At 45.8% G+C, this 23,824-nt stretch carries 19 protein-coding genes; 11 read left to right on the top strand and 8 right to left on the bottom strand.

Features of this window, described 5'->3' with window-relative positions; all coding sequences use genetic code 11:
- The first annotated feature begins 95 nt into the window (after window positions 1-95).
- Window positions 96-653, top strand: coding sequence for an anthranilate synthase component II (locus tag ABHV44_RS12510; RefSeq protein ID WP_459075039.1), 558 nt, complete (start codon window positions 96-98; stop codon window positions 651-653).
- Here the strand turns inward: ABHV44_RS12510 and ABHV44_RS12505 are convergent.
- The gene (locus ABHV44_RS12505; RefSeq protein WP_459075038.1) at window positions 650-3,274 is read right to left on the bottom strand and encodes a putative LPS assembly protein LptD; all 2,625 of its coding nucleotides are present in this window, start codon (window positions 3,272-3,274) and stop codon (window positions 650-652) included. The genes ABHV44_RS12510 and ABHV44_RS12505 overlap by 4 nt on opposite strands.
- A 115-nt stretch (window positions 3,275-3,389) precedes the next feature.
- On the opposite strand from ABHV44_RS12505, the gene ABHV44_RS12500 reads away from it, so the two are divergent.
- From ABHV44_RS12500 to ABHV44_RS12470, 7 genes are all read left to right on the top strand, one after another.
- On the top strand, window positions 3,390-4,580 hold the full coding sequence (locus ABHV44_RS12500) for an N-acetylmuramoyl-L-alanine amidase family protein (protein ID WP_459075037.1): 1,191 nt from the start codon (window positions 3,390-3,392) through the stop codon (window positions 4,578-4,580).
- A gap of 6 nt (window positions 4,581-4,586) precedes the next feature.
- Window positions 4,587-5,645: an MlaD family protein gene (locus tag ABHV44_RS12495; RefSeq protein WP_459075036.1), complete on the top strand. Its 1,059-nt coding sequence runs from the start codon at window positions 4,587-4,589 to the stop codon at window positions 5,643-5,645.
- Window positions 5,646-5,649: 4 nt separating this feature from the next.
- Window positions 5,650-7,014, top strand: a complete 1,365-nt coding sequence (locus ABHV44_RS12490) for a 4Fe-4S dicluster domain-containing protein (RefSeq protein ID WP_459075035.1) — start codon at window positions 5,650-5,652, stop codon at window positions 7,012-7,014.
- 48 nt (window positions 7,015-7,062) lie between these two features.
- Window positions 7,063-7,860: a (Fe-S)-binding protein gene (locus tag ABHV44_RS12485; RefSeq protein ID WP_459075034.1), complete on the top strand. Its 798-nt coding sequence runs from the start codon at window positions 7,063-7,065 to the stop codon at window positions 7,858-7,860.
- Between the two features lie 109 nt (window positions 7,861-7,969).
- The gene (gene fabG, locus ABHV44_RS12480) at window positions 7,970-8,716 is read left to right on the top strand and encodes a 3-oxoacyl-[acyl-carrier-protein] reductase (RefSeq protein ID WP_459075033.1); all 747 of its coding nucleotides are present in this window, start codon (window positions 7,970-7,972) and stop codon (window positions 8,714-8,716) included.
- A gap of 25 nt (window positions 8,717-8,741) precedes the next feature.
- Window positions 8,742-10,829, top strand: a complete 2,088-nt coding sequence (locus ABHV44_RS12475; protein WP_459075032.1) for a hypothetical protein — start codon at window positions 8,742-8,744, stop codon at window positions 10,827-10,829.
- Window positions 10,830-10,907: 78 nt separating this feature from the next.
- Entirely contained in the window at window positions 10,908-12,323 is a 1,416-nt protein-coding gene (locus tag ABHV44_RS12470) for a T9SS type A sorting domain-containing protein (RefSeq protein ID WP_459075031.1), read from the top strand.
- Between the two features lie 252 nt (window positions 12,324-12,575).
- Here ABHV44_RS12470 and rpmB read toward each other — a convergent pair whose 3' ends face one another.
- Both rpmB and ABHV44_RS12460 read right to left on the bottom strand, forming a co-directional pair.
- Window positions 12,576-12,821: a 50S ribosomal protein L28 gene (rpmB, locus tag ABHV44_RS12465; RefSeq protein ID WP_459075030.1), complete on the bottom strand. Its 246-nt coding sequence runs from the start codon at window positions 12,819-12,821 to the stop codon at window positions 12,576-12,578.
- Between the two features lie 91 nt (window positions 12,822-12,912).
- Window positions 12,913-14,169, bottom strand: a complete 1,257-nt coding sequence (locus tag ABHV44_RS12460; protein ID WP_459075029.1) for a competence/damage-inducible protein A — start codon at window positions 14,167-14,169, stop codon at window positions 12,913-12,915.
- Window positions 14,170-14,259: 90 nt separating this feature from the next.
- On the opposite strand from ABHV44_RS12460, the gene ABHV44_RS12455 reads away from it, so the two are divergent.
- Window positions 14,260-15,006 (top strand): DUF4197 domain-containing protein, encoded by a 747-nt coding sequence (locus tag ABHV44_RS12455; RefSeq protein WP_459075028.1) that lies wholly within the window; start codon window positions 14,260-14,262, stop codon window positions 15,004-15,006.
- Window positions 15,007-15,080: 74 nt separating this feature from the next.
- On the opposite strand, the gene ABHV44_RS12450 is transcribed toward ABHV44_RS12455, so the two are convergent.
- Window positions 15,081-16,451, bottom strand: a complete 1,371-nt coding sequence (locus tag ABHV44_RS12450; protein WP_459075027.1) for an OmpA family protein — start codon at window positions 16,449-16,451, stop codon at window positions 15,081-15,083.
- A 789-nt stretch (window positions 16,452-17,240) separates the two neighbouring features.
- On the opposite strand from ABHV44_RS12450, the gene ABHV44_RS12445 reads away from it, so the two are divergent.
- Window positions 17,241-18,203 (top strand): T9SS type A sorting domain-containing protein, encoded by a 963-nt coding sequence (locus tag ABHV44_RS12445; RefSeq protein WP_459075026.1) that lies wholly within the window; start codon window positions 17,241-17,243, stop codon window positions 18,201-18,203.
- Between the two features lie 6 nt (window positions 18,204-18,209).
- A complete protein-coding gene (locus tag ABHV44_RS12440; RefSeq protein ID WP_459075025.1) occupies window positions 18,210-20,090 on the top strand; it encodes a tail fiber domain-containing protein in 1,881 nt (626 codons plus the stop codon).
- A 55-nt stretch (window positions 20,091-20,145) separates the two neighbouring features.
- On the opposite strand, the gene ABHV44_RS12435 is transcribed toward ABHV44_RS12440, so the two are convergent.
- From ABHV44_RS12435 to ABHV44_RS12420, 4 genes are all read right to left on the bottom strand, one after another.
- Window positions 20,146-21,312: a THUMP domain-containing class I SAM-dependent RNA methyltransferase gene (locus ABHV44_RS12435; RefSeq protein ID WP_459075024.1), complete on the bottom strand. Its 1,167-nt coding sequence runs from the start codon at window positions 21,310-21,312 to the stop codon at window positions 20,146-20,148.
- Between the two features lie 36 nt (window positions 21,313-21,348).
- Window positions 21,349-21,696, bottom strand: a complete 348-nt coding sequence (locus ABHV44_RS12430) for a translation initiation factor (protein WP_459075023.1) — start codon at window positions 21,694-21,696, stop codon at window positions 21,349-21,351.
- Window positions 21,697-21,764: 68 nt separating this feature from the next.
- Window positions 21,765-22,433: a CPBP family intramembrane glutamic endopeptidase gene (locus tag ABHV44_RS12425; RefSeq protein WP_459075022.1), complete on the bottom strand. Its 669-nt coding sequence runs from the start codon at window positions 22,431-22,433 to the stop codon at window positions 21,765-21,767.
- The gene (locus tag ABHV44_RS12420; protein WP_459075021.1) at window positions 22,430-23,710 is read right to left on the bottom strand and encodes a mechanosensitive ion channel family protein; all 1,281 of its coding nucleotides are present in this window, start codon (window positions 23,708-23,710) and stop codon (window positions 22,430-22,432) included. The genes ABHV44_RS12425 and ABHV44_RS12420 overlap by 4 nt, the downstream gene beginning before the upstream one ends.
- Window positions 23,711-23,824: the final 114 nt, after the last annotated feature.

Here is a 23,824-nt window from a genome sequence, read left to right as displayed (position 1 = left end):
TTTGGAAGGAATAGCGAGCTATTTCAATAAACTTGTAGACGGAAGATGGCTATTTAGAAGCGGAATTCGAACTCAGGTTAATAGATCCGAGACCTGTGCGCATCCTCATAATCGACAATTTCGATTCGTTTACTTTCAACCTATTTCACTACTGTGAGCAGTTTTGCGATGATGTGACTGTAGTACGCAACAACGCCATTGAGCTCGATGAAATACAAGCGTTCGACAAGATTGTTCTCTCTCCCGGTCCCGGACTTCCAAAAGATGCAGGCATCACGCTAAAAACGCTTGAACATTTCTCAGAGACAAAAAGCATTTTGGGAGTTTGCCTGGGCATGCAGGCCATGGCAGAATTTTTTGGAGGAAGCCTGAAAAACCTCCCTTCTGTGCTCCACGGTAAAACGAGTTTGTGCACAGTCGAAAAACCTGACCTCCTTTTTAAAGACATCGGCAACAGCTTTGAAATTGGTCATTATCACTCCTGGGTAATCGACAGGATGCCAAAGAATTTTGAAGTGACCGCCAAAAATGCAGAGGGATTGATAATGGCTATGAGCCACAAGAATCTAGATTTAAAAGCCGTACAGTTTCACCCAGAGTCGATACTGACACAACACGGTTTAAAGATGATTGAGAACTGGGTGCGCGGTTAGTAGAGCAAGCCATCGTCTTGTGTGGAGAGGTTCTGTCGCCTTTGCAGCTTGAGATCCTGAAGCACAGAAGCTTTTACATTCAGCTGTACATTGTAACTCTGGCGAACTCCAAATGGGATGTAAGAAAATGTGAGCTCCCAGCAATGCAAGTCCCAATACAGCTGAAGTGAGGTGGTAGTAAAATCTTTTGTATCAAAATCATACCCTGAATTCACAGAAAGCTTCCAGCGATCGAGGATAGTCACATTTCCATTAAACATGATCGCCTGGCTAATATCGGTAGTATCGGACTGAATGACTGGATCGAATTGTCGATCAGCTACGAGGTTGTAAGTAACATTCAATGACCATGGCATGTGGTACCACTTTTGCTTTTCAGATGGCTCTTCTTCGTTCAGCTCCTCGCCACCCTCTTGCTCCTGAGCTCTAACAGATGGAGGTACATTGCTGTTGAAATTATTATTTCTGGTGCTTCCGATATTCGATTGCGTCTTGCTTCTCAAGTTAGCCGAAAGACCAACACTTGCGTTTTGCAGGCGCAGTGCCTGGCTCCCGGGTTCATTGACCAAAAACCTATCGATAGTTCGCCCGAGAGAATCACGAGCGTATGGGCTGTACCTGCTGTTATAGTTGAGCGAGATGTTTTCAAATAAAGTGGTAAAACCATTCATACTAACCGGACTCAGATTGAGGGAGTCTGCAAAGACATTATAGCCAGAACGGATGGTGAAGTTTTCAATCAGCTTTAGCTTTTTCGTCCCTTTTTCAGACTTCCGGTCGCGCACTTTCATCTCCAGATTGTTTTGAAGGCTAAAGTTCACGTTCCCATTTCTCGTAGTGCTTGGGGTGCCGTAGATTCCATAATCGAAAGGTGAAAAACTCGTGAACTCACCTTCTTCGCCAATGTAGGCATACTCACGCGTGTCGCGATTTGGATTGTAGGAAAAGCTCAGGTTTGGAGTGAGCACATGGCGCAGGGCTTTCACCACCTCGCTGCGATATTGGATGGTAGTAAATATCTTGGTAGTTGCCGAAACGCTCGCACTCCAGTCGCGGCCGGCAATAAAACCAGGAACTGTATCGATCTGCTGAGTCATCGTCTCGGGATCTACTCCGAGCTCCAGTGATTTAAAGTACCAGTATTCGTTGTAGTTCACACTTGGGTTGAAGGTAAAATATCCGGCTTTCAAAGAGGTGTTGGCCTGAGCCTGGTGCTGGATCCCGTTTCTGAACTGACCCGTAAGTTTACCGAGATTATCGAGACTAACCTCTGACTGGTCAACTGAAAGTCGATTGTCAAAATCAGCTGAGTAGCGGACACCAATTCTCGACAGACCTTCCACGAACTCCGAAGCTCCGGGTTTGTCGAGGCCCTCTAAAGGAAAGAATCTACTTGCAGTGAAGGCTACTGTTGGCAAGTTCAGGGACATTCTTCCTGTGTTGGAGTTTTGACTTTGGCGGGCATTTACCGATAAGTTTAGAGGCACTCCTTTGTAGCTTCCACTCCTGCTGTAGCGAATATTTGATTGAAATGTGTTGGTAAGGAAGTCTTCCTGACTACTATTCAGGTTGTTCCTGAAGTTGTTGGTAGATCCAAGGTTCACATCGGCCGAAAAATTAGACTTCGGATGGGCTTTTGGATCTTGTTGGTGATTCCATCGCACAAAGAACGTAGTCTCCTTATTGAAGTCAGGCAATTCGGGAATGCCATTTTTCCTCACCGTTCGTGAAACTTCAAAGCTACCGTTGAACTTGTAGCGCTTTCGGTAGTTCGTCACATTCCTCAAAGACCAGCTTCCACGCGAATAAATGTCTCCCAATAACTTTGTGTCGGCCCAGTCTTTTATCGGTATGTAATACCCGAGGTTCTGTAAAAAGAATCCGAGATCACCCCCGTCTCCGTATGCCGGTAGCAAAATTCCATGGCTGCTTTCATTCTTTCTGGGAAAAAATCCAAAAGGCAACGCCAGCGGAGTCGGTACTTTTCTAACCTTCATGTAAACCGGCCCACTCACGATTTTATCACCTGGGATCACAATTCCTTTGGTCAGCTGAAAGTGGTAGTGTGGATTTTCTGCATCGCAGGTTGTCACCTTTCCGTCCTTGATGCTAAACCAGCCCTGTTTTTGCCTCTTGGTGGATTCTGCATGGAGATACATTTCACCTTGCTTTGTAACGGTCTCTTTAATAAAAGCCTTGCCCGTGCGGAAATTGTAGCACATCGACTTTGGATTGTACTCCTTGCCACCTTCCAAAAACACCGGAGTTTGGACTAACTGATCAGCCGTGTCGAGAATTCCTTCCGCACAAACTGTGTTGGTCTTAAAGTTGTATTCGATGTAACCAGCGGTCAGTTCGAGGTCCTCATATTTCACCACTGCGTTTCGATACATCTTGTAGACATTGTTCTCGAGATCGAACGAAGCACTGTCGGAAGATTGGAAGTCGACTTTCGAATTTACCACGTCTCTGCTGGGTAGCGAGTCGTTTTCGGAAATAATGGCTGTAGAATCCGCGTTTACACCAACAGTGTCGGGAGCAGCTGTCAGACTATCCGTTTGAGCTTGTGTCGATAAAGAATCTGCTTGCGAAAAGGCTGGAAGAAACCCGATTATCAACAAAAACGCGAGGAAAAATTTGTGAGGAAAGGAAAGCCAGCCCAAAGCGATACTTTATTTTTGCTGTAGTTTGAAAAAGCAGCTCCAAAACTAACGAATAAACCCGATAACAGTATATATGAAATGCCAAAAGGATATAATTTCAAGGAATAAAAGCATCACCATTTTTTTGGTGTTTGCCGCCTTGTTGATGTTGGCTGCTGTTCCGTCACCTCCACCTACCGCCAATGAGATTCACACCGTTGTGCTCGATGCCGGCCACGGAGGAAAAGACCCGGGGAACCTCGGTACAGGTCGTTACAAAGACACTGAGAAAGACATAGCCCTGGACGTTACGCTACAGCTGGGAGAATACCTCAAGGAGTCTTTCCCCGATCTTAACATAATTTACACCAGAGATGACGATTCTTTCCCGAAGCTGGAGGAACGAGTGGAAATTGCGAACGATGCAAATGCCAGTATTTTTATTTCCATTCACTGCAACAGCGCTACACCGAGGGCATATGGAACTGAGACTTTTGTAATGGGACTTCACAAGTCGCAAGCTTCTCTAAACACAGCCATTCAGGAGAACGCATCGATTTACCTCGAGGAGGATTACAAAGGAACCTACAAAGGTTTTGACCCGAACGACCCTGACACCTACATCAAGTTGAGCTTGCGTCAAAACGTCTACCTCGATCAAAGCTTGTTGCTATCCAAAAACATTCAGGACCAGTTTCGGGAACGCGTGGGCCGGAGAGACAGAGGAGTTAAGCAAGCCGGATTTTACGTAATCAGCTTCACCAGCATGCCAAGCGCTCTTGTCGAACTCGGTTTTTTGACCAACAAAGAAGAAGAGGACTTTCTGCACAGTGAAGTAGGAAAAACGTACATGGCCTCGGCTATTTATCGCGCTTTCCACGATTACAAAGAAAAAATGGAATCTGCCGATATTCAACCTGAGGACATTCCCGAGCCTGATTCAAAAACAACTGAGCCCGAGGGTGACGATCGCAAATCAATCCCACTCAATGAATTGGTTGTGAACGAGACGATCGACAGCGGCATTTATTTCGAAGTACAGATACTCACTTCTTCAAAAAAAATTGAAAAAACTCCCGAAAACTTTAATGGCCTTGCCAATGTTGATGAGTATATTAGCAGCGGTTTGTACAAATACGCCACGGGAAAAACCCGCGATTTTGAAAAGGCAAAAACCAACCAGGAACTATTGAAAAACAATGGTTTTCCCGGTGCTTTCGTTATCGCTCTGAAAAACGGCAAACGCATTGATTTGCAGGAAGCATTGGCAAAATACAACAAATAGCAGATTTTGAGTAAAAAAGGGATTTCCAAGGAATTTAAAATCGGAATTGTTCTCATCGTTAGCATAGCCCTCCTGATTTGGGGGCTAAGTTATTTGAAGGGGGTCGACATCTTTGACACGCAACGAGAATACTACTCGCGCTACGATCAGATTGACGGACTTGCTGTGGGAAACCCGGTGATTCTTAATGGCTACCAAATCGGTCAGGTTCGCAAAATTGATTTCGAAAAGAAGGGAGACGACAACCTGGTTGTCACATATTCTGTGAACGAACCGAACGTGCCTATTCCAGCAGATACCAAAGCAAAAATTTATTCTTCAGACCTTCTTGGCTCCAAGGCAGTGGAAATCGTTTTAGGCGATAGCTCTGTAATGGCCGAAACAGGCCAGGAACTCGTTGGCATCCGCCAGGTAGAGTTTACCCAGGCGTTGCGAAAAGAGCTGGAGCCTTTGAAAAAGAGTACGGAGCAACTCATCAAGAGTGTCGAAGAGGTGGTGACTAACTTCAAGGTTGTTTTCGAATCGGAAGCCACTCAAGGGTTGCCAAAAGCATTCGAAAGCCTCGAATCTACACTCGCAAACCTGGAGTCAACGTCAGCCAGACTTGACAACATGGTTGCTGAAAACAGTCAAACGGTTAAACGAATCTTCGGCAATGTTGAGTCCATTAGCGAAAACCTGAATGAAAACGAGGGAAAACTCAATAAGATCTTCACCAACTTTGAAAGCTTGAGTGACTCACTGGCAAAAGTGAACTTCACACAAACCATTCGCAAAGCCGACCGCGCAATGGCAAATTTCGAGCAAGCCATGCAAAAAGTTAACGAAGGAGAAGGTTCGCTCGGCAAGTTGATCAACAACGACACACTACACAATCAACTGGTGGAAGCAGCGAGAGAAATGGAACTGCTGATTGACGACATCAACGCAAATCCAAAAAAATACCTACATTTCTCTGTCTTTGGAAAGAACGGCACCAAGGAGCTGAGCGAAAAAGAAATGGAGAAAATCCGGGAAGAGGCCAAAGAAGCCGCCAGAGAAGAAGTGAACCAGGAAAAGAACTAACTGTATGATATCCAGCATTATTTTTATCCTCGTGATGGCCGTGGGCATTGCTCTTTTTGCCATGCGAATAAGACAAATCAGAAAGAATATTTTACTCGGCCGCGATCTCGAACTCAGCGGCAGCAAGTCTGAGCGCTGGAAAACAATGGCTCGCGTGGCTCTCGGCCAATCCAAAATGGTGACTCGCCCAATAGCCGGAATCATGCACATCCTGATTTATGTCGGGTTCATCATCATCAACATCGAGGTACTCGAAATCATTATTGATGGAATTTTTGGAACACACAGAATCTTCGCTTTCATCGGACCAGTTTACGATGTGCTGATTGCTTCATTCGAATTTTTGGCAGTCGGTGTGATTCTTTCCTGTGTCATCTTTTTGGCCAGACGATACATCGTTAGGCTTAAGCGATTCTTCGCCCGTGAAATGACTTCCTGGCCAAAGCTCGATGCGACAATCATTCTCGTGGTTGAAATTCTTTTGATGTTTGCTTTCCTCAGCATGAACGCAACAGATTACCTGCTACAGCAAAAGCTTGCAGCAGCGCAGGCTTCGGGAGGAGAAATCTCAGAACAGCTCAGCCACTACATTCAGGCCGGAAGCTTTCCAGTGAGTGAGGCGCTTCTCGTTCCCATCTACGAAGGAATGGACACAAGTGCATTGATCTTCACCGAACGATTTATGTGGTGGTTCCATATCGTGGGAATTCTCGCGTTTTTGGTTTATATCCCCTACTCGAAGCACTTCCACATTTTCCTTGCATTTCCCAACACCTACTACTCAAAGCTCACTCCCAAAGGTCAGTTTTCTAACATGGAGTCGGTTACCAACGAAGTAAAGTTGATGATGGACCCCGATGCCGATCCGTATGCTGCTCCGGCAGAACCGGAAGGCGATGAAGCTCCAGGACCTTTTGGTGCCAAGGATGTACAGGATTTGAACTGGAAACAGCTGATGGATTCGTACTCCTGCACCGAGTGTGGTCGATGCACTTCGGTGTGTCCGGCCAACATCACCGGCAAATTGCTCTCTCCTCGGAAAATCATGATGGACACGCGCGATCGTCTCGAGGAAGTTGGTAAGAACGTACAGAAAGACGGATCGATCAAGGATGATGGAAAGTCGCTCCTTTACGATCACATCTCAGAAGAAGAGCTTTGGGCCTGCACCACTTGCAACGCATGTGTGGATGCCTGTCCGGTAAACATCGACCCGCTAGGAATCATCGTAGACCTACGAAGATTTCTCATCATGGAAGAATCGAAATCTCCGGAGGCCATCACCGCGATGTTCAACAACGTGGAAAACAACGGAGCACCGTGGGCATTCCCGGCTACTGACAGAGACAAGTGGCGCCAGGACGTGTAGTCGAATGGAGTGGATCACAACAGAATTTCAAAATAGAAAAACAGCATTATGAGCGAAGCGATAAAAGTCCCAACGGTTCAAGAAATGTCTTCTGCCGGTGAAGTGCCCGAAATTTTATTTTGGGTCGGCTGCTCGGGAAGTTTTGACGACAGAGCAAAGAAAATCACCAAAGCCATTGTGCGCATTTTGCACCACTGCAAGGTGAAGTTTGCAGTGCTTGGAGCAGAAGAAACTTGCACAGGAGATCCGGCAAAGAGAGCTGGAAACGAATTTCTCTACCAGATGCAGGCTATGCAAAATATCCAGACACTGGACGGCTACGGCATTAAAAAGATCGTGACGGGTTGTCCACACTGCTTCAACATCATTAAAAACGAATATCCTGCTCTGGGTGGAAACTACGATGTGGTCCACCACTCGCAGCTGCTCAACCAGCTTTTCGAAGAAGGCAGACTTAAAGTGAAAGAAGGCGGAACATTCAAAGGTCGCAAGATCACTTTTCACGACCCGTGCTACCTCGGGCGCGGAAACGATGTTTACGAAGCGCCTCGCGATTTGCTGCGCACGCTCGATGCCGAACTGGTGGAGATGAGACGATGTAAGAGCAAAGGACTTTGCTGCGGTGCCGGTGGAGCGCAGATGTTTAAAGAAGCCGAAAAAGGCAACAAGGAAGTAAACATCGAACGCACCGAAGAGGCGATGGAAACTAAGCCAGACTTCATCGCCACAGGATGTCCTTTTTGCAACACCATGATGACTGACGGAGTGAAAAACCTCAACAAGGAAGATTCCACACAAGTAAAAGACATTGCAGAATTGATTGCCGAAGCTCAGGATTTGATCTGAGAAAAGGCTTTCTTGAATTAACAAATCTAAGGATCGGACTCGTTTTCGGTCCTTTTCTATTTAGCTATATTTGACCGCATCGCATTTAATTTTTTAAACCAAAGAAGAAATGAAACTCCTGGAAGGTAAAACTGCACTGATCACTGGTGCTTCAAGAGGAATCGGAAAAGGCATAGCCAAAATATTTGTAGAACACGGAGCAAAAGTGGCTTTCAGCTACGCTTCATCAGATGAAAAAGCGCGTGAGCTCGAAAAAGAACTCTCAGCCGATGGCGGTGAAGTGAAGGGTTTCAAATCAAATGCTGCAAAGTTTGACGAAGCTCAAGAACTCGTGAGTCAGGTAGTGAAAGAATTTGGCACTGTTGACATTTTGATCAACAACGCTGGAATTACCCGCGACAACCTCTTGATGAGAATGAGCGAAGAGCACTGGGACGAAGTGATGGAAGTGAACCTGAAGTCGTGCTTCAACCTCACCAAAGCCGTAATGAAAACCATGCTAAAAGCGCGCTCAGGATCTATCATCAACATGAGCTCAGTTGTGGGCGTGAAAGGAAATGCTGGCCAGGCCAACTACGCAGCTTCGAAAGCCGGAATCATCGGCTTCACCAAGTCAGTTGCTGCCGAGCTCGGCTCCAGAAACATCCGTTGCAATGCCATTGCTCCAGGATTTATCGAAACTGAAATGACCGATGCACTCAACGAAGAAACCGTTCAGCAGTGGCGCGATGCAATTCCGCTGAAACGCGGTGGCACGCCAGACGATGTTGCCAACTTATCGCTTTTCCTCGGTTCTGATCTGAGCACCTACATCACCGGGCAGGTGATCAATGTGGACGGTGGAATGTTGATGTAATCTAACCTAATCCCGATCGAAGAATTTGTCATTAATCACTGAATATCCAACCTGGTTTATTCTGCTTTGCCTGCTGGCCGGAGCCATTTACGCAGGAGCGCTCTACACCAAAGACCGGCTCAATCGTCACTTTGGTAGACCGCTGATTGTGTTGCTGGCTGCAGCGCGTTTCATAGTAGTGACGACCATCGCGTTCTTTCTGCTCAATCCGCTCTTGAGATCAACCGATCGCGAAGTGGAAAAACCGATCGTTGTGGTGGCGCAAGATGCCAGTGAAAGTTTGGTGGTTGGTGAAGACTCCACTTTTTATAGAGGTGAGTACCTCGATCAGCTCAGACAGATCTCTGCCGAACTTGGCGAAGACTACGAAGTCCGTACTTACACTTTCGGAGAAAAAGTGAGCGAGGGAATCGACAGCCTGAGCTACGATCAAAAGTTTACCGATTTTTCGGATCTGCTCGATGAAGTTTACAACCGCTTCACCAACCGAAACCTCGGTGCGATTGTGATCGGCACTGACGGACTTTACAACAAAGGAACAAACCCTGTTTACGCATACCGAAAACTCAACGTACCGGTTTACACTGTGGCCATGGGCGATACCACTCCCCAACGCGATGTGTTGATCAAAAATGTGGCGCACAACAGACTTGCTTACCTGGGTAACAAATTTCCACTTGAAATTGTGACGGAAGCCAGGCAAGCTGAAGGAGAACGCGTCTCGCTTCGTGTTTCAAGAGGTGGTGAAACGCTCTTTAGCCAGAATTTGGAAATCGGCCAGGAGTCGTTTTTCAAGACGATTCCGGTGACGCTCGAGGCAAAAGAAACCGGACTGCAGCGCTACCGAATTTCAGTTTCGACCATTGAAAATGAAGTCACCACGGTAAACAACGTCAAAGACATTTTCATCGATGTGCTCGACAGCAGGCAGCGCGTTTTGATGCTCGCTTCAAATCCACACCCCGATTTGCGATCGCTGCAGAGAGCTATCTCGAGCAACGACAACTACAAGGTGACTTCGGAGCTACTTTCGGAATTTGACGGAAACACCACTGAATACGACCTGGTGATTTTCCACCAACTTCCCGATGGAACTTCGCTTTCAAAAAGCGCCATCAACAAGGCACTCGACAGTGGAGTTCCGGCACTCTTTGTTTGGGGTGGCGAGACAAATTTTAGCGACTTCAACGAATTGCAACTCGGTTTTTCACTGGAAAACTACAGACGCGACTTCCGCGATGTCGGGGCGACTTACGCTCCGGGCTTTTCGCTTTTCACGCTTTCTGAAGACCTCACCGGATCGATGGATGAGTTTCCTCCGCTGAGCGTTCCCTTTGGCGATGTTTCAGCCAGTGCTGGCATCACTCCTCTCGCCTACCAGCGCATCGGATCGGTGCAGACCGAAATGCCGCTAATCGGTTTCAACCAAACCCGTGACACGAAAGTTGGACTGATTGCCGGACTCGGAATTTGGAGATGGCAGCTCTACAACTACATGCGCACTGAGTCGCACGAGCGCTTCGACCAGATGATCACCAAAACGGTGCAGTACCTGGCAAGCAAGGAAGATCGCAGTTATTTCCGCGTGAGTGGCGAAACCGACTTGCTGGAAAACGAGCGCGCCACTTTCGAAGCAGAACTTTACAACAAGAGCTACGAGCTGGTGAACGGCCCCGATGTGACGATCACCATCCGCGATGACGAAGGAAAAGAATACCCGTTCACTTTCAGCAAAAGCGGAGAATCGTACGCGCTGGATGCCGGTTTGCTTCCTGTAGGAAACTACAGCTATGTGGCAAAGGCCACACTGGACGGCACGCAGTACACCGAAACGGGAGAATTCAGCGTGAGCCCAATTCAGCTGGAACTTGCCGAAACCCGAGCCAACCACCAACTGCTTTACAACTTCGCCACGGAAAACAACGGTGAAATGCTCTACCCCAACGAGCTCGACCAACTGACCGGGTTGATCAAAAACAAAAAGGAAATCGTTTCAGTAGCCTACGAGCAGGAAACTCTCACCGACCTCATCAACAAGAAGTGGATCCTCGCTCTCTTGCTTGGCTTACTCGCCCTGGAATGGCTGCTGAGAAAACGGAATGGGGCTTATTAGAAGCTACTCTTTGCATCCCTAATTTGCACAACTCACTCTTAATGGATAATTTACAGCTCTTAACTAAAATTATCCCCTATGAAAGCTCTGCTATCCATTTTTATTTTTATTACCATTTCACTGAGTGCAACTTCTCAAAACTACTTCTGGAATCACTATGGAGGTGAGTTTGACGATGTTGCCTATGATGTACAACAAACATCCGATTTAGGGTTTGTTTTATCTGGGCGAAGCGGTGTGTCGGTTCCTGAACTCGGTTCAGGATTGTACATGGTGAAAACGGACTCTGAAGGTAATGAGGAGTGGTCTCAAACTTATCTTGATACCGATGTAGAGTTAGGTTCTTGCGTGCATCAGACTGCAGATTTAGGTTATATCGTTTCAGGGTTTACGGATGGGAATGTGTTCGATGGATCTACCTTTAGCTTAACGAAGTTGAATTCAGAAGGAGTCGAAGAATGGACTAAGGAATACGACTTGCTGACTTTTGGACTTGGTGAGAATCTTATTATCACTGAAGATGATGGTTTTATTATTACTGGTCATGTGGTTGTTGACTCTTACCAACAAATTAAAGTGATAAAAACTGACAATCAGGGAAATGTAATATGGAGTCAGATTTATGAATCGGAATTTGATCAATTTGCTGAAAGCATAGTACGAACAAATGATGGTGGTTATGCAGTTTGTGGTGATTCTGGCAATTACGTTGGAAGCGATGTCATTCTTTTGAAAATCGATGAAAATGGAGAATTGATTTGGGATGAGTTCTTCGTAGGTAACGGTGGGGAAGCAGAATGTTTCTCTCTGGACACCACTTCAGACAATGGCTTTGTCATATATGGAACTTCAATATTTACTGATGAGGAAGTTTCTAACAAATGCTTACTTATTAAGACTGATAGTGAAGGCATTCAAGAATGGCAAGAAACCTATTATACTCTTGACGGAGCAAGCGGTCGTGGAGTAAAGGCAGTAGGAAATAACGGCTACATCATGACAGGCTATGCAATTGATAACACTCAGCAAGTATATTTAATGTATTGCATCAAAACTGACCCATTGGGTAGCACTGAGTGGGAACAGATTTTTGTAGAGTCACAAACAAGTAGAGGAAGATCCTGTACAATCACTCAGGATGGTGGTTTCGCATTTGCAGGAAGTGCAAATATCACGGACATTACTTACCAGGCCTACCTAGTAAAAACGAACTCATCTGGTACATTGAATATAAGCAGTCCGGAATCTACGAGAAGCAAAACGTCAGTTTACCCCAACCCATTTTCGAACTCTGCGACAATCTTTCTGAGTCTTTCAGCTGATAAGAGATTTGACCTTCAAGTTTTGGACAGTCATGGAAAGATCGTGAGATCTTTAGAAAATGTTCCCTACAGGCATACTTTCGATAGAGGAAAACTCAATAGTGGGATATACTATTATAAGGTTCTGGAAGATGGTAGTTTCTACGATTCAGGAAAGTTTATAATTCAGTAGAGAGTTAGTCTTTATTCAAACTACGCTAAACGCGCATTCCTTCGCTAAAGCTACGTAGAATAGGGACGGAGGGCAACCCTCCTACGCCAAGGCTTTCCACTCCGCTGAAGCTACGTAGTACGAGGACGGAGGACAAACCCTCCTTCGCCAAGGCTACGGAGGGCAAACGAAAAAAGCTCTTCCGGGCTGGAGCCGAAAGAGCTTTATCTAACCAATTAAATCTTTAGAGAAGTCGCACGCCTCTTAGAGCGATTACTTCTTCTCTGTGTAATATCCTTTTTCTTTGGCGCGCTGCAAGGCTTTGTAGATGCCAATTTTATTCACTGTGCGCAACGCTTTCGCAGAGATTTTCAATGTTACCGTACGATCTTCTTCCGGCACATAAAAACTCTTCTTCAACAAGTTCGGGTAGAACTTGCGTTTCGTTTTTCTATTCGAGTGGGAAACGTGGTTTCCTGTAATTACTTTCTTTCCGGTCAATTGACAAACTCTAGCCATATCTGTAAAACCTTAGTGTCTTCTCAAAAAATTTTGGGAGTGCAAAGAAACTAATTTTCTCCTTTGCAACAAAGAAATGATGTGTTTTAATTCAATGTTTTCTTTCAGCCACCAACAACTCCTTTCTGAGTAGGTCGAGCACCTGGTAAGCAGTCACCTCGATGTTTCTGCTGCGACTGTTGCCGAGGTGCAGGCATTTTGAAACTACACTCTGAGGTGAAGCCACGGCAATCCAGATGGTTCCCACTGGCTTTTCGGGCGTTCCACCAGAAGGACCGGCAATCCCGGAAGTCGCCACTCCATAGTCAGCTCCAAGGGCTTTGCGCACTCCAAGCGCCATCTGCTCCACCACCGGCTGGCTCACAGCTCCATGGTCTTTCAGTGACTGCTCAGAAACTCCAAGCTGACCTGTTTTCACCTCGTTGGCGTAGGAGACGATGGATCCCAGAAAATAATCTGAGCTTCCCGAAACACTTGTGATCATGTGGCTCACCATTCCTCCGGTGCAGCTCTCGGCAGCAGCCAGAGTAGATTTCGAATCGCGCAGCAATTCCCCCACAACTTCCTCGAGCAAATCGCCATTGGTGCCGTAGATCCACTCTGCTGCAAGATTCTCGAACTCCGAGGCTTTGGCTTCCACACGTTTTTCCAAATCTTCAATCCGATCTCCGTAAGCCGAAAGCCTCACCTTCACTCTTCCGGGAGATGGCAGGTAGGCAATTTTTACATTGGCTTCATCGAGTGAATTTTCCCAGTCTTTAACTTTTTCAACCAGAAAAGACTCTCCAATTCCGAGCGTCAAAATGGTTTTGTGGTAAATGGCAGGTCGGTCGAAGTGCTGAGCGATTTTATTGAGCAGCTCGTCTTTCATCAGTCCCTTCATTTCGTAAGGTACACCTGGCATGGAGATGAAAACCGTTCCGTCTTTCTCGAACCACATTCCGCTGGCCGTACCGCGGACGTTCAGGATTGTCTGAGCCGACTTTGGCAACATCGCCTGCTGGACGTTAGAGTCGAGCATCTTCTTTTTTCTGCGCTCAAAGTAATCGGTGATCCTGGCGAGCACATCTTCGTTCATCTCCAGTTCAGTATCGAAAAACTCACAAAGCGTGACTTTCGTGATGTCGTCACGAGTTGGGCCAAGACCTCCGGTGAGGATCACCAGGTTCGATCTTTTCGAAGCTGTTTCGAGTGCTTCGAGGATGTGCTCACGAGTGTCGGAAATCGAAGTGATCTGATAAATTGAAACGCCAATCAGGTTGAGCTGTTCGGCAATCCATGCCGAGTTGGTGTCCACCGTTTGGCCGATCAAAATCTCATCTCCGATAGTAATAACTTCCGCTTGCATACCCCGTAGTTTAACGATTCTCCGAAAATTTTTGGCAAGATACATCAATTGGCAAAGAACTTGTAATTTGCCGGGCAAACCACATTCAACATGAAAAAATCGATTTATCTTTTTCTACCCCTTTTACTCGCTTTTACTGCCTGCCAGGGACAGATTTTGAAAGACCTCAAAGACGCTGCCGACAAAGGCCGCGAAGTGATGGGCGGAAATTCTTCCGGCTCTGCGCTCTCCAACGAAGAAATTGTTGACGGTCTCAAAACTGCACTCAAAGTGGGAGCCGACTCAGCGGTGGCCATCACCTCTGCCAACAACGGATTTTACAAAAATGAGCTCATCTACATCCCTTTCCCCGAGGAAGCCGTAAAAGCCAAAGAGTACGCTTTGAAAATGGGCCTCGACAGCCAGGTGGAAAAGTTTGAGATGACGATGAACCGCGCTGCCGAAGAAGCGGCAAAAGAGGCAGCGCCCATTTTTGTAGACGCCATCACGAGCATGACTGTGAGAGATGGGTACGACATTTTGAAAGGCGAAGATGACGCAGCCACCAACTACCTAAGGAACACTACAACTGCAGAGCTGACTGAGAAATTTCGCCCGGTAGTAGAGAGAGCCATTGAAAAAGTGGAGTTGACAAAATACTGGAACCCGATTGTAACGAAGTACAACGCCACTACGATGTTTAGCGGCAACGAAAAAGTCGACCCCGACCTCACGGCCTACATCACTCAAAAAGCCATCGAAGGGCTGTTTGTCTACATCGAAAAAGAAGAGAAAAATATTCGCGACAACCCGCAAGCTCGAGTGACGGAGATTCTCCAAAAGGTATTTGGAAGCTAGTCGATTACCAGCCAAAAAGAAAAATTGAAGCCAGGTTCAAAACAAGAGCCTGGCTTTTTTGATTTTTACTCTGGCTAAAGTGTCGCCATCAATCCTTCGACCGTTTCTAGTTCGACTGGAAGAAAGTCGATTTCTTCATTCACTCCACCCATGACCTTTATGGGTTTTCTTGCAAATTGAACTTCATCTCTATCGGCACTTTTGTAGAGTCCGACAATTTCGGCTTGCATATCTACAGGAATCCCTGTGAAGTACAGCCGATTTCCTTTTCTGTAGCTGTAAGGCATCACCGAGTTGATCTCCTTAAAAACCAGGAAAACTGATGGAGTAAAATCTCCCTCATACTCTACAACGAAATCGACTTTTGGCTGAGGAGTTTGGTAGAAGCGGTCACAATTTATCCACCCCAGATTTGTACTGCGAAGTAGATTATTCATTGCCGCATCAGATTCAAGTCCTTCGTAGTTTTCGATTGTTCCATCGGCTCGTGTTCTTTGAAAACCCACATTCCAATATCCATCAACATTCTTGTGCCAGAAGTATATCTTCTTCTTTTTCACCCTCACCATTCTCCAGCCCTGACTTTCAAGTGTCTCGCGTGAAGGTTGCTCACTTTCAGATGCTGTGACCTCCCTATCTTCTTTCGGCTCAGCAGCTTCCTCCCAGACCACACCGTTATCCGTTTCAGTGCCTTCGAAAATCGTTGTTCCATCATTTGGCTCCCGATCTCTAAACCCGATGTCGATAGATTTTCCATCCTTCAGGTCGATTGGTTCGCCATTTTGAAAGGCTTCGATATTGATCATTCCCCGAGATTCAAGAATTTCTCCGCTTTTGGTTTTTGTGGTCAGGTTTGCAGCAATGAAAATTCCTTTTTCATAAAACTCCTGAACAGCGATTGTCACATTGGAATTTGGGTCGATCAGATCAAACGCGTCTGCACCGATGTGGATGCTCGTTCCCTCCTGACAGCGCAAGACTATTGGTTTTTGGGGATTGATGTTAAACTTTTGCCCCGGTTTCTCGAAGCTGGCAAACACCACATTCTCAGAATTGTAATCCCTGATTATTTCAACTCTTCTGTTAAGTGCTTTTTGATGGTCTGAAACGTTCTCGTTGACTGGATTGGATTCTCCGCGAGAGAAAAGATAAAACTTGCCATCCACTCCTTTTGAGATCAGGTAAGCTTTTACAGACCTGGCTCTGCGATCTGCCAGGCGCTCGTTGTATCCGTCCGAGGCATCAGTGTCCGTGTGACCGATTAGGGCAATTTCTTCCCTCTCGACATTGTTGAGAATCGAATTGGCAACTGAGTCTAGTGTTTGTTTGGTGGAATAGGTCAGATCGAATTTGTCGTCTTCGAAGTAAACGGTAGTGTTCGATTGTGAGAAAATCAGAATTGGCAGCAGGCAAAAAGCTGCGCTGAAAAGGGCTCTACGATACATAGTTCTATTATTTTGGAAAGGTGAATAATAAACTTGTAGAGCAGCAATTCTTAAGTAGCAGAAAAAGAATTTGGTGAAAGCTAAAAGTGCTTTTCAGTAGTTAGAACGGGGAACGACTAAAATTTAGTGCATTGTTGGTTTTAGTAACTGGAAGACCATTTTCACTGATTCGATTTATTGATACACTTCCCGTTGAAACTTGACCAATAGTTAGGCTTGTCCTTTTTATCTTTTTTCCTTGATGAAAAAAGAAAGAAACCGCGTGCCGCCTTAGCTTTAGCGGTGGCGCAAAAATCAAGGCTGTGACCTCTACTCAAAATTTTACTTAGTCTCAACTAACTTCGACCGAGTGATCCTGGCGGCTTCACGGTCTTCGTAAGTCTCGACTTTGAAAAATTCTTGCGCGAGCTCAAGGCCGATCCTTGCGATGCGCAGGAGACTTTGCTGTACTAAATAGTTAGATGGAAACTATGTCATTCATCCGTTCACTGATAGACTGTGATGGTTTTTTACACCCAACCCAACCACCAGACTCTCAAAAACTTTTTCTAACTTAACAAGCAGAACAACACCAAAACCATTATGAAAAACCTACCCCCCCCCCCGCAAACTAAATAGCAGCAGGGATCGAGGGCGACTATTTGCTCAGCATCCCACTTAGCCCTTTGCAAGGGCCAAATTAAAATCCACCCTGAATTACAAGCAATTCAAAAATTGCTGATTCACGAGCACCTCTGCGTCAGTGAGGACTAACCTTAACTATTTCAAATATCACATACTAAATCAATCATGATTCGTTTTTCTGTATTCCTTTTGTTTGCGTTTTTGGTAAAGCCTGGGAGTGGCCAAAACTTAATACCAAACCCCAGTGGGGAGGAATTAATTGAATGTCCAGAAACCCTGAGTTCAATCGAAACATCTGTTAGTGGCTGGCATGAATTCAGAGGTACCTCTGATTACTTCAATAGCTGCACTCAGAATCAGAATCTTGGGTGGAATAATGCCATTGGATATCAAACTCCACGAACTGGAGAAGGGTTTTTTGGAGCAGTAAGTTACAGCTCCAGTCCTAGTCAAGAGAATGCCCGCGAATATTTTGGCGTTGAATTAACTCAGCCTTTAGAGTTAGGTCAGACCTATTATATGACATTCTTTGTTTCTGCCGCTTATCGCCATAACGTGGCCAATTTGTTTTCTAATAATCTAGGCTGCCTATTTATGGTAGATAACTACTTACCAACAGGAGAGTCTGATACCATTGAAAACTTTAGTACCTTCAGCTCACCTGCGATTGTCTCTGACACCACGAACTGGACGGAAATATCATTTTCTTTTGTTGCTGACTCAGCATACCAGTTTGTGGCTTTTGGAAATTTCTTCGGTGATTCTGCCACAGAAATCGCTCAAATCATCGAAGGACAAAAGTACGATGCGCTTTCTTACTATTTCTTTGATGACTTCTGCTTAACTACTCACCCAGATAGTTGTGAGTTCATTACAGAAGTAACAGAAACACTTCCAAAAGAAACGAACTTAAGTGTCTTCCCAAACCCATCTAACGGCAACATACTTTTGAGCTGCGACTCCAGAATTATTCGTATTCAAATCTTTGAAATCTCAGGCAGATTAGTTTCAGACTATTCTAACATGAGTTTCGAGAATTTACATATGAAGCTTGAGTCAGGAACATACATTATAAAGGTATATACGCAAGCAGGAATAATGGAAAAACGAATTGTGATTATAAACTAGACAATCATGAAACGAATATTAATTACATGCTTTTTCATTGTCACCTGCACAATGACATATTCTCAAGTTACATCGCTCAACCATACTCCGGCACTTTCAAATTGGTTAGGGTTTGATGCCACAGACGATGTAGACCTGGATTTACGCAACGATGGTAATGCGGACATCTTAATTTCCACCAACAATTTTCAAAGGTTTCGAATTTCTGAACAACCACTTTGGAATGGTTTGAATGGCGAAAGCGACCAAAATGCACAACGGGTGTCTTTAGGACTCAATGGTGAGAATTTTTTAGGTTGGTCAATGCTCGACCTTCGTTCGGGTATTATTGATATAAACCTCCATCGAGATTGGTTTAATGTTGGAACCTCTTACGTTGCAAATAGAGATTTTCTCTATTGCGGACTTATGGAAAGCCCAACTCCGAGCCTCTTCCCAAGTCCTTTCGAGAACTTTACTGATGCCGTATTGGCCTGGGGGTGCCAGACAGGTGAAGAGGATGCAGATTTCTTTCGTTCTTTGTTTTTACAAAGGTCTGATGAAGTCGGTCCTGGCACAACAGAACAAGGACTTGAAACAATGCGACTAACACCTTGGGGAAATGTGGGTATAGGTGATTTCAGCACTATGCCACATGGCTTGAATGATGGCACCAATTTTAATTATGGGCAACCCCGGGCCAGATTAGACGTGCAATATTTTGGAGAGAGACCACATTCTACTGACGACATTGCTCTAAATGTGAGAAACATTGCCAGACATGAAACAGGAACATCAGAAGATAAATATGGGATTTATTCATATTCTGAAAACTTTTACGAAGAGATTTTCATGTTCAATTATGGAGGCTATTTTTGGGCTCATGGCGGAAGACAGCCTATTGGAATCAGAGGAACAGCTACAAGAGACCAAGTATTTTTTGAGGGAACCAGGGCCATTGGAGTAGATGGAATAAGTACACAAGACGCACACCATTCTCATAATGTAGGAGTTTCAGGATATGCAAATAATGCTGCAAGTATTGGCAGAGCATATGGCATCTATGGATATGCGAACGCTACTGTCAACCAAAATCACTGGGCTGGATTTTTTAATGGAAGAGTGTACTCGTCTAATGGATACACAACGAGTGACGAGAACCTAAAGCAGAATATTAATCCCATTGAAGATGCTTCTGGAATACTAGCACAAATTGAACCGAAGATTTACAATTTTGACCCAAGTATTACGGAACTCAGCTTAGAAGAGGGGTTGTGCTATGGAGTGATAGCCCAGCAGCTAGAAGGAGTTTTGCCCGAGCTAGTAACCGAAGTGACGACCCCAGGCAGAGTCAATGAAGATGGTGAAGAAATTGAACCTTTTACCTTCAAAGCCGTCCGCTACCAGGATCTCATCCCCATCCTCATTGCCGGCTTTAATGAACAGAGCCAGGTGATTGCTACTCAGGACTCGCTCACCAAAAGCAAGAATGACGACATAGAGGAGCTCGAAAACAAAATACAGAAGCTTGAGGAGAAATTGAATTCGATATCGAGCCAGATGCAAAAAGTCCAGCAGGACACGGATGATTGCTGCAACCTGAAAAATCAAACGCAGTCAGGTAGTTCGTCAGAGGACAGCAGTGATAACCAACTCAAACTAGAGCAAAACGTGCCCAACCCTTTTCAGGACCGCACCAGAATTGATTTTGAAATTCCTGAAAACGCTCAAGTAAAACTAGAAATCACTGATAAAGTTGGAAAAGTAGTAGAAGTGCTAATGGAAGGGAATCTTCAATCAGGCATCTACTCAACAACCTGGAATGGAGCTTCTCACGCAAGCGGGGTTTACTATTATTCGCTCTATGCCAATGGTCAGCTACTCACCAAAAAAATGATCAAGCAATAAGTAGCTACTGAAAGCTTTTTCCAAAAACCGCCTCAATACCCGCGAGGCGGTTTTTTTACTTCATCTCCGGATTTTTCGACCTTTTCTTACTACCGGCATACATTTCGTACTTCTGAAACTTGCAGTCGAGTGCACCGTTTTGAAGTGGAATTTTTCTCGAGGGCTTTAGTCCCACTCGCTTGAGTGCATCAAAGTTTGCCGAGATGATCCAGGCGTTAAATCCTTTCCAGTTTTGTTTTAAGGCATCGCCAATCTCACTGTAGAACTTTTCGATGTCTTCAGACTTGAGTCGCTCATCGTAGGGCGGGTTCATCACGATCAATCCGGTTTCGCCCTTTGGCTGTAATTTTCTAAAGTCTGCGTGCTCCACTTCTATCACATCGCCCATGCCGACATCCTCCATGTTTTGTTTGGTGGTTTCGGCCTGCCTGCGATCGATGTCGCTGCCGTAAATATGGCAATCAATGGGGCGCTCGGCAGCTTCGGCTTCAGCTAGCACTTCTTTCCAGATTTTCTCGTCAAAATCTTTCCAGCGGAAAAACCCGAAATCCTCGCGCACCTTTTGCGGAGCGATATTTCCGGCAATCAGCGCGGCTTCCATCAGAAGAGTTCCCGAACCGCACATTGGGTCGTAAAAATCTTTTTCGCCATGCCATCCGGTGAGCATGATCATCCCCGCAGCCAGCGTTTCGCTGATTGGTGCAAAAGAACCTCCCTGACGATAGCCGCGCTTAAAAAGTGGATCTACTGTACTGTCAATAGAAACAGTAACCACAGTACGATCGATGTGCAGGTTGAAAGCCACATCAGGCTTTTCGGGATCCACATCGGGGCGCTTGTTCATGTGTTTTCTAAAACTGTCGGCAATGGCGTCTTTCAACTTTAGAGCCGCGTACTTGGAATGCGTAAAGTGCGGTGAGTGCACACTGGCTTCGGTGGAGAACGTCTGCTCGCAGCGCATGATTTTTTCCCATGGCTTTTTCACTGCCTCTTCGTAAAGCTCTTCGGGACTGCTGGCGGTAAACTGAAAAATCGGCACCAAAAACTTTAGCGCAGTGCGACAGCGGTAGTTGGCAGCGTAGAGTAGTTTGGTATCGCCCTTGAAGTAAACAGCACGCCTGCCGGTTTTGACTTCCTTCGCTCCCAGTTCTGTCAATTCTCGCTGGAGGATTTCCTCCATCCCCATTTGGCACTTGGCCGTTATGTCCATTAGTTCTTCCATCGGTAAAAAATCTTGTAAAATTTCAACGGCATTAAATCAGCCACCGGATTTTTTGGCTTTGTAGCCTGCGTCTTTCAATAGCTCGAGTACCTTGTCGCGAAAGTCGCCCTGAACCAGGATCTCGCCATTTTTAGCCGTTCCTCCTACTCCGCACTTCGACTTCAGCATTTTACCGAGGTCCTTCATGTCATCATCAGTACCGACAAATCCTTCAATCAACGTCACGGCTTTTCCCTTGCGCTGCTTTTTGTCGAGCATCACGCGGAGGTCCTGTTCCTTCGGAGGCAGGGTTTCCTGCTCTTCTTCACGGTCGTGTTCGTAATCAAAATCTGGATTTGTGGAATACACCACGTTTACGCGGTCTTTCTTGTTTTTCTTAGCCATAGGCTGCAAAGATAAAGATGTTGCGACAAGTGAAGTCTCGCTCCGTTAATTCGTTCCTCTGCCATGCCCTAGAGGTTTTCACCGACTGTTTTGTCGGAGTCTTCTTCCTGCGGTTCATCCATTTCGGTGGAGTCTTCGTCATCGCTCCAGGTCCAAACCACATCGTCAGCAATTTCCGGCTCATCATCTTCCCGCCTTTTCATTACTGTCAGCAGATAAAGATCGATCATGGAGTGCGCCACAATGGCAATGAGAATTCCATATTCGCTGGTAAACCAACCCAGTACTGAAATCACAACGGTCATGAAAAGTCCGTAGAGGCTGATCTTCCAATCTCGTGGATTGAGGTAGCCATGGATGGCCACGAAGATGACTGCCGTGATGAGAATTCCCAAAAAAGGCTGAATGGCTCCGCGGAAGAGGATTTCTTCACCAATACCTGCCGACAGCGAAACGTAGACAATTTGCGGCCAGGTTAGGTGAAGCTCACCAATCATCCGGCTGTAGCGAATGTTTACTTCTTCCATGAAAGGTTGGTCGACAATTTTTTGCGCACACCAGCCGCTGGCAAGTCCTGCCAGCAACCCGATTCCGAGCTGTTGCCAAATGGGAATTTTTCCACGAAAAAGCTCGAGGATGGTTCGTTCCTGAAAGTAGTAAACGATCAACAGTCCGATGGCGCTCATACCCACGAGCGTGAGTGTGGCCAGCTGGACGATCATCTTTTGTTTTCTCATGACTCGCTCGATTCGCGCAATGCAGCCAGTGCCTGGAAGTCGGCCCCCGATGGGTTTTGGAAAATTTCGAGATCGAAGTAAGAAGTTGCCGCCAGCAAGTGATCAAAAATGTCGGCCATAATTCCTTCGTAAATCGGCCACTCCTGATTTTTGCTAAATGCGTAAATCTCGATCGGCACTCCCGACTCGCCCGATTGTAACTGCCTCACCATGGCGATCATGTCGGGATGAATGTTTTCGTTTCGCTTGATGTATTCCTGTGCGTAAATTCTGTAAACACCGATGTTTGTGAGTCTGCGACCGTTGAGCAACACCTCATCGTCAAAGTTGTGGTCACGGTTGTATTTCTGAATTTCGTCTGACTTTTCCTGCAGGTAATCCTTGAGAATTTCCAGTTTTCTGAGCTTCTCCATCAGCTTGTCATCGACAAATCGAATGCTGCTGATTTTGATATTGACGTGGCGTTTGATTCTTCGCCCTCCAGAGTCTGTCATCCCCCGCCAGTTGGTAAAGGAGTCGCTGATGAAAGCGTAACTTGGGATGATGGTGATGGTCTTGTCGAAGTTCTGCACCTTCAGGGAGGTGAGATTGATTTCCACCACATTTCCATCGGCACCGTATTTCGGCATGGTGATCCAGTCGCCAATGCGCACCATATCGATCGTGCTCATTTGGATACTCGCCACCAGGCCCAAAATCGGATCGCGGAAGAGCAAGAGCAAAATGGCTGTAACAGCACCCAACCCCGTGAGGATATACACCGGAGATTTGTTCATCAAAATCGCTACGACAAAGATCAGAGCCACAAGCGCGAAAAGGATTTTCCCTACCTGAGTATAGCTTCGAATGGGTTTGTCTTCAAATGCTGGAAAACCCTGAAGAACATCTCCCAGGGCGTTGAGAAAGGAGTTGACAATGGAAAGAAAAACGAAGACGAAGTAAATCCGGACAAATCTGTTGACGTATGGAATGGCCTCTTCAAAGTCGGTTAGAGTAGCATCTACCGAAAGCAGTAAAACCACTCCCGGGAGCAGCAGCGAAACATATCTAAAGAACTTTCTTTTCACCAGCACATCGTCCCACTCGGAGGTGGTTCTTTTGGCAAAGCGATGGATGATGCTCACAAGCGTTTCGCGGACAATTTTGAACACGATCCACGAAACGATGATCACAGACAGAAGCATGAGGCCGAGAAGGGCAAATTCGAGTGAATCTCCGGAAAGACCTGTGTTGTCTTCGAGAAGAGACCTAAACCAATCGTAAAGTTCTTTAAACATTTCAGCTGTTTTTGTTGAGCAGAGCCAAATTTATGAATTGAAATCGCGACTGAGCGCAATCGTTCTGCAAGAAACAAAATTTTCGTGGCTGACGGGCTTCTTCGCTCTGGATCA

Source organism: Halocola ammonii, from assembly GCF_049334165.1.
Taxonomy (GTDB): Bacteria; Bacteroidota; Bacteroidia; order Flavobacteriales_D; family Sanyastnellaceae; genus JBEGHD01.
The sequence above is the reverse complement of the archived record's forward strand: the minus strand, read 5'-3'. Positions and strand labels throughout refer to the sequence as shown.

Coding starts and splice junctions, on each gene's coding strand:
- ABHV44_RS12500 (WP_459075037.1), top strand. CDS start 3,390: ATGAAATGCCAAAAGGATATAATTTCAAGGAATAAAAGCATCACCATT.
- ABHV44_RS12490 (WP_459075035.1), top strand. CDS start 5,650: ATGATATCCAGCATTATTTTTATCCTCGTGATGGCCGTGGGCATTGCT.
- ABHV44_RS12485 (WP_459075034.1), top strand. CDS start 7,063: ATGAGCGAAGCGATAAAAGTCCCAACGGTTCAAGAAATGTCTTCTGCC.
- fabG (WP_459075033.1), top strand. CDS start 7,970: ATGAAACTCCTGGAAGGTAAAACTGCACTGATCACTGGTGCTTCAAGA.
- ABHV44_RS12470 (WP_459075031.1), top strand. CDS start 10,908: ATGAAAGCTCTGCTATCCATTTTTATTTTTATTACCATTTCACTGAGT.
- rpmB (WP_459075030.1), bottom strand. CDS start 12,821: ATGGCTAGAGTTTGTCAATTGACCGGAAAGAAAGTAATTACAGGAAAC.
- ABHV44_RS12460 (WP_459075029.1), bottom strand. CDS start 14,169: ATGCAAGCGGAAGTTATTACTATCGGAGATGAGATTTTGATCGGCCAA.
- ABHV44_RS12455 (WP_459075028.1), top strand. CDS start 14,260: ATGAAAAAATCGATTTATCTTTTTCTACCCCTTTTACTCGCTTTTACT.
- ABHV44_RS12450 (WP_459075027.1), bottom strand. CDS start 16,451: ATGTATCGTAGAGCCCTTTTCAGCGCAGCTTTTTGCCTGCTGCCAATT.
- ABHV44_RS12445 (WP_459075026.1), top strand. CDS start 17,241: ATGATTCGTTTTTCTGTATTCCTTTTGTTTGCGTTTTTGGTAAAGCCT.
- ABHV44_RS12440 (WP_459075025.1), top strand. CDS start 18,210: ATGAAACGAATATTAATTACATGCTTTTTCATTGTCACCTGCACAATG.
- ABHV44_RS12435 (WP_459075024.1), bottom strand. CDS start 21,312: ATGGAAGAACTAATGGACATAACGGCCAAGTGCCAAATGGGGATGGAG.
- ABHV44_RS12430 (WP_459075023.1), bottom strand. CDS start 21,696: ATGGCTAAGAAAAACAAGAAAGACCGCGTAAACGTGGTGTATTCCACA.
- ABHV44_RS12425 (WP_459075022.1), bottom strand. CDS start 22,433: ATGAGAAAACAAAAGATGATCGTCCAGCTGGCCACACTCACGCTCGTG.
- ABHV44_RS12420 (WP_459075021.1), bottom strand. CDS start 23,710: ATGTTTAAAGAACTTTACGATTGGTTTAGGTCTCTTCTCGAAGACAAC.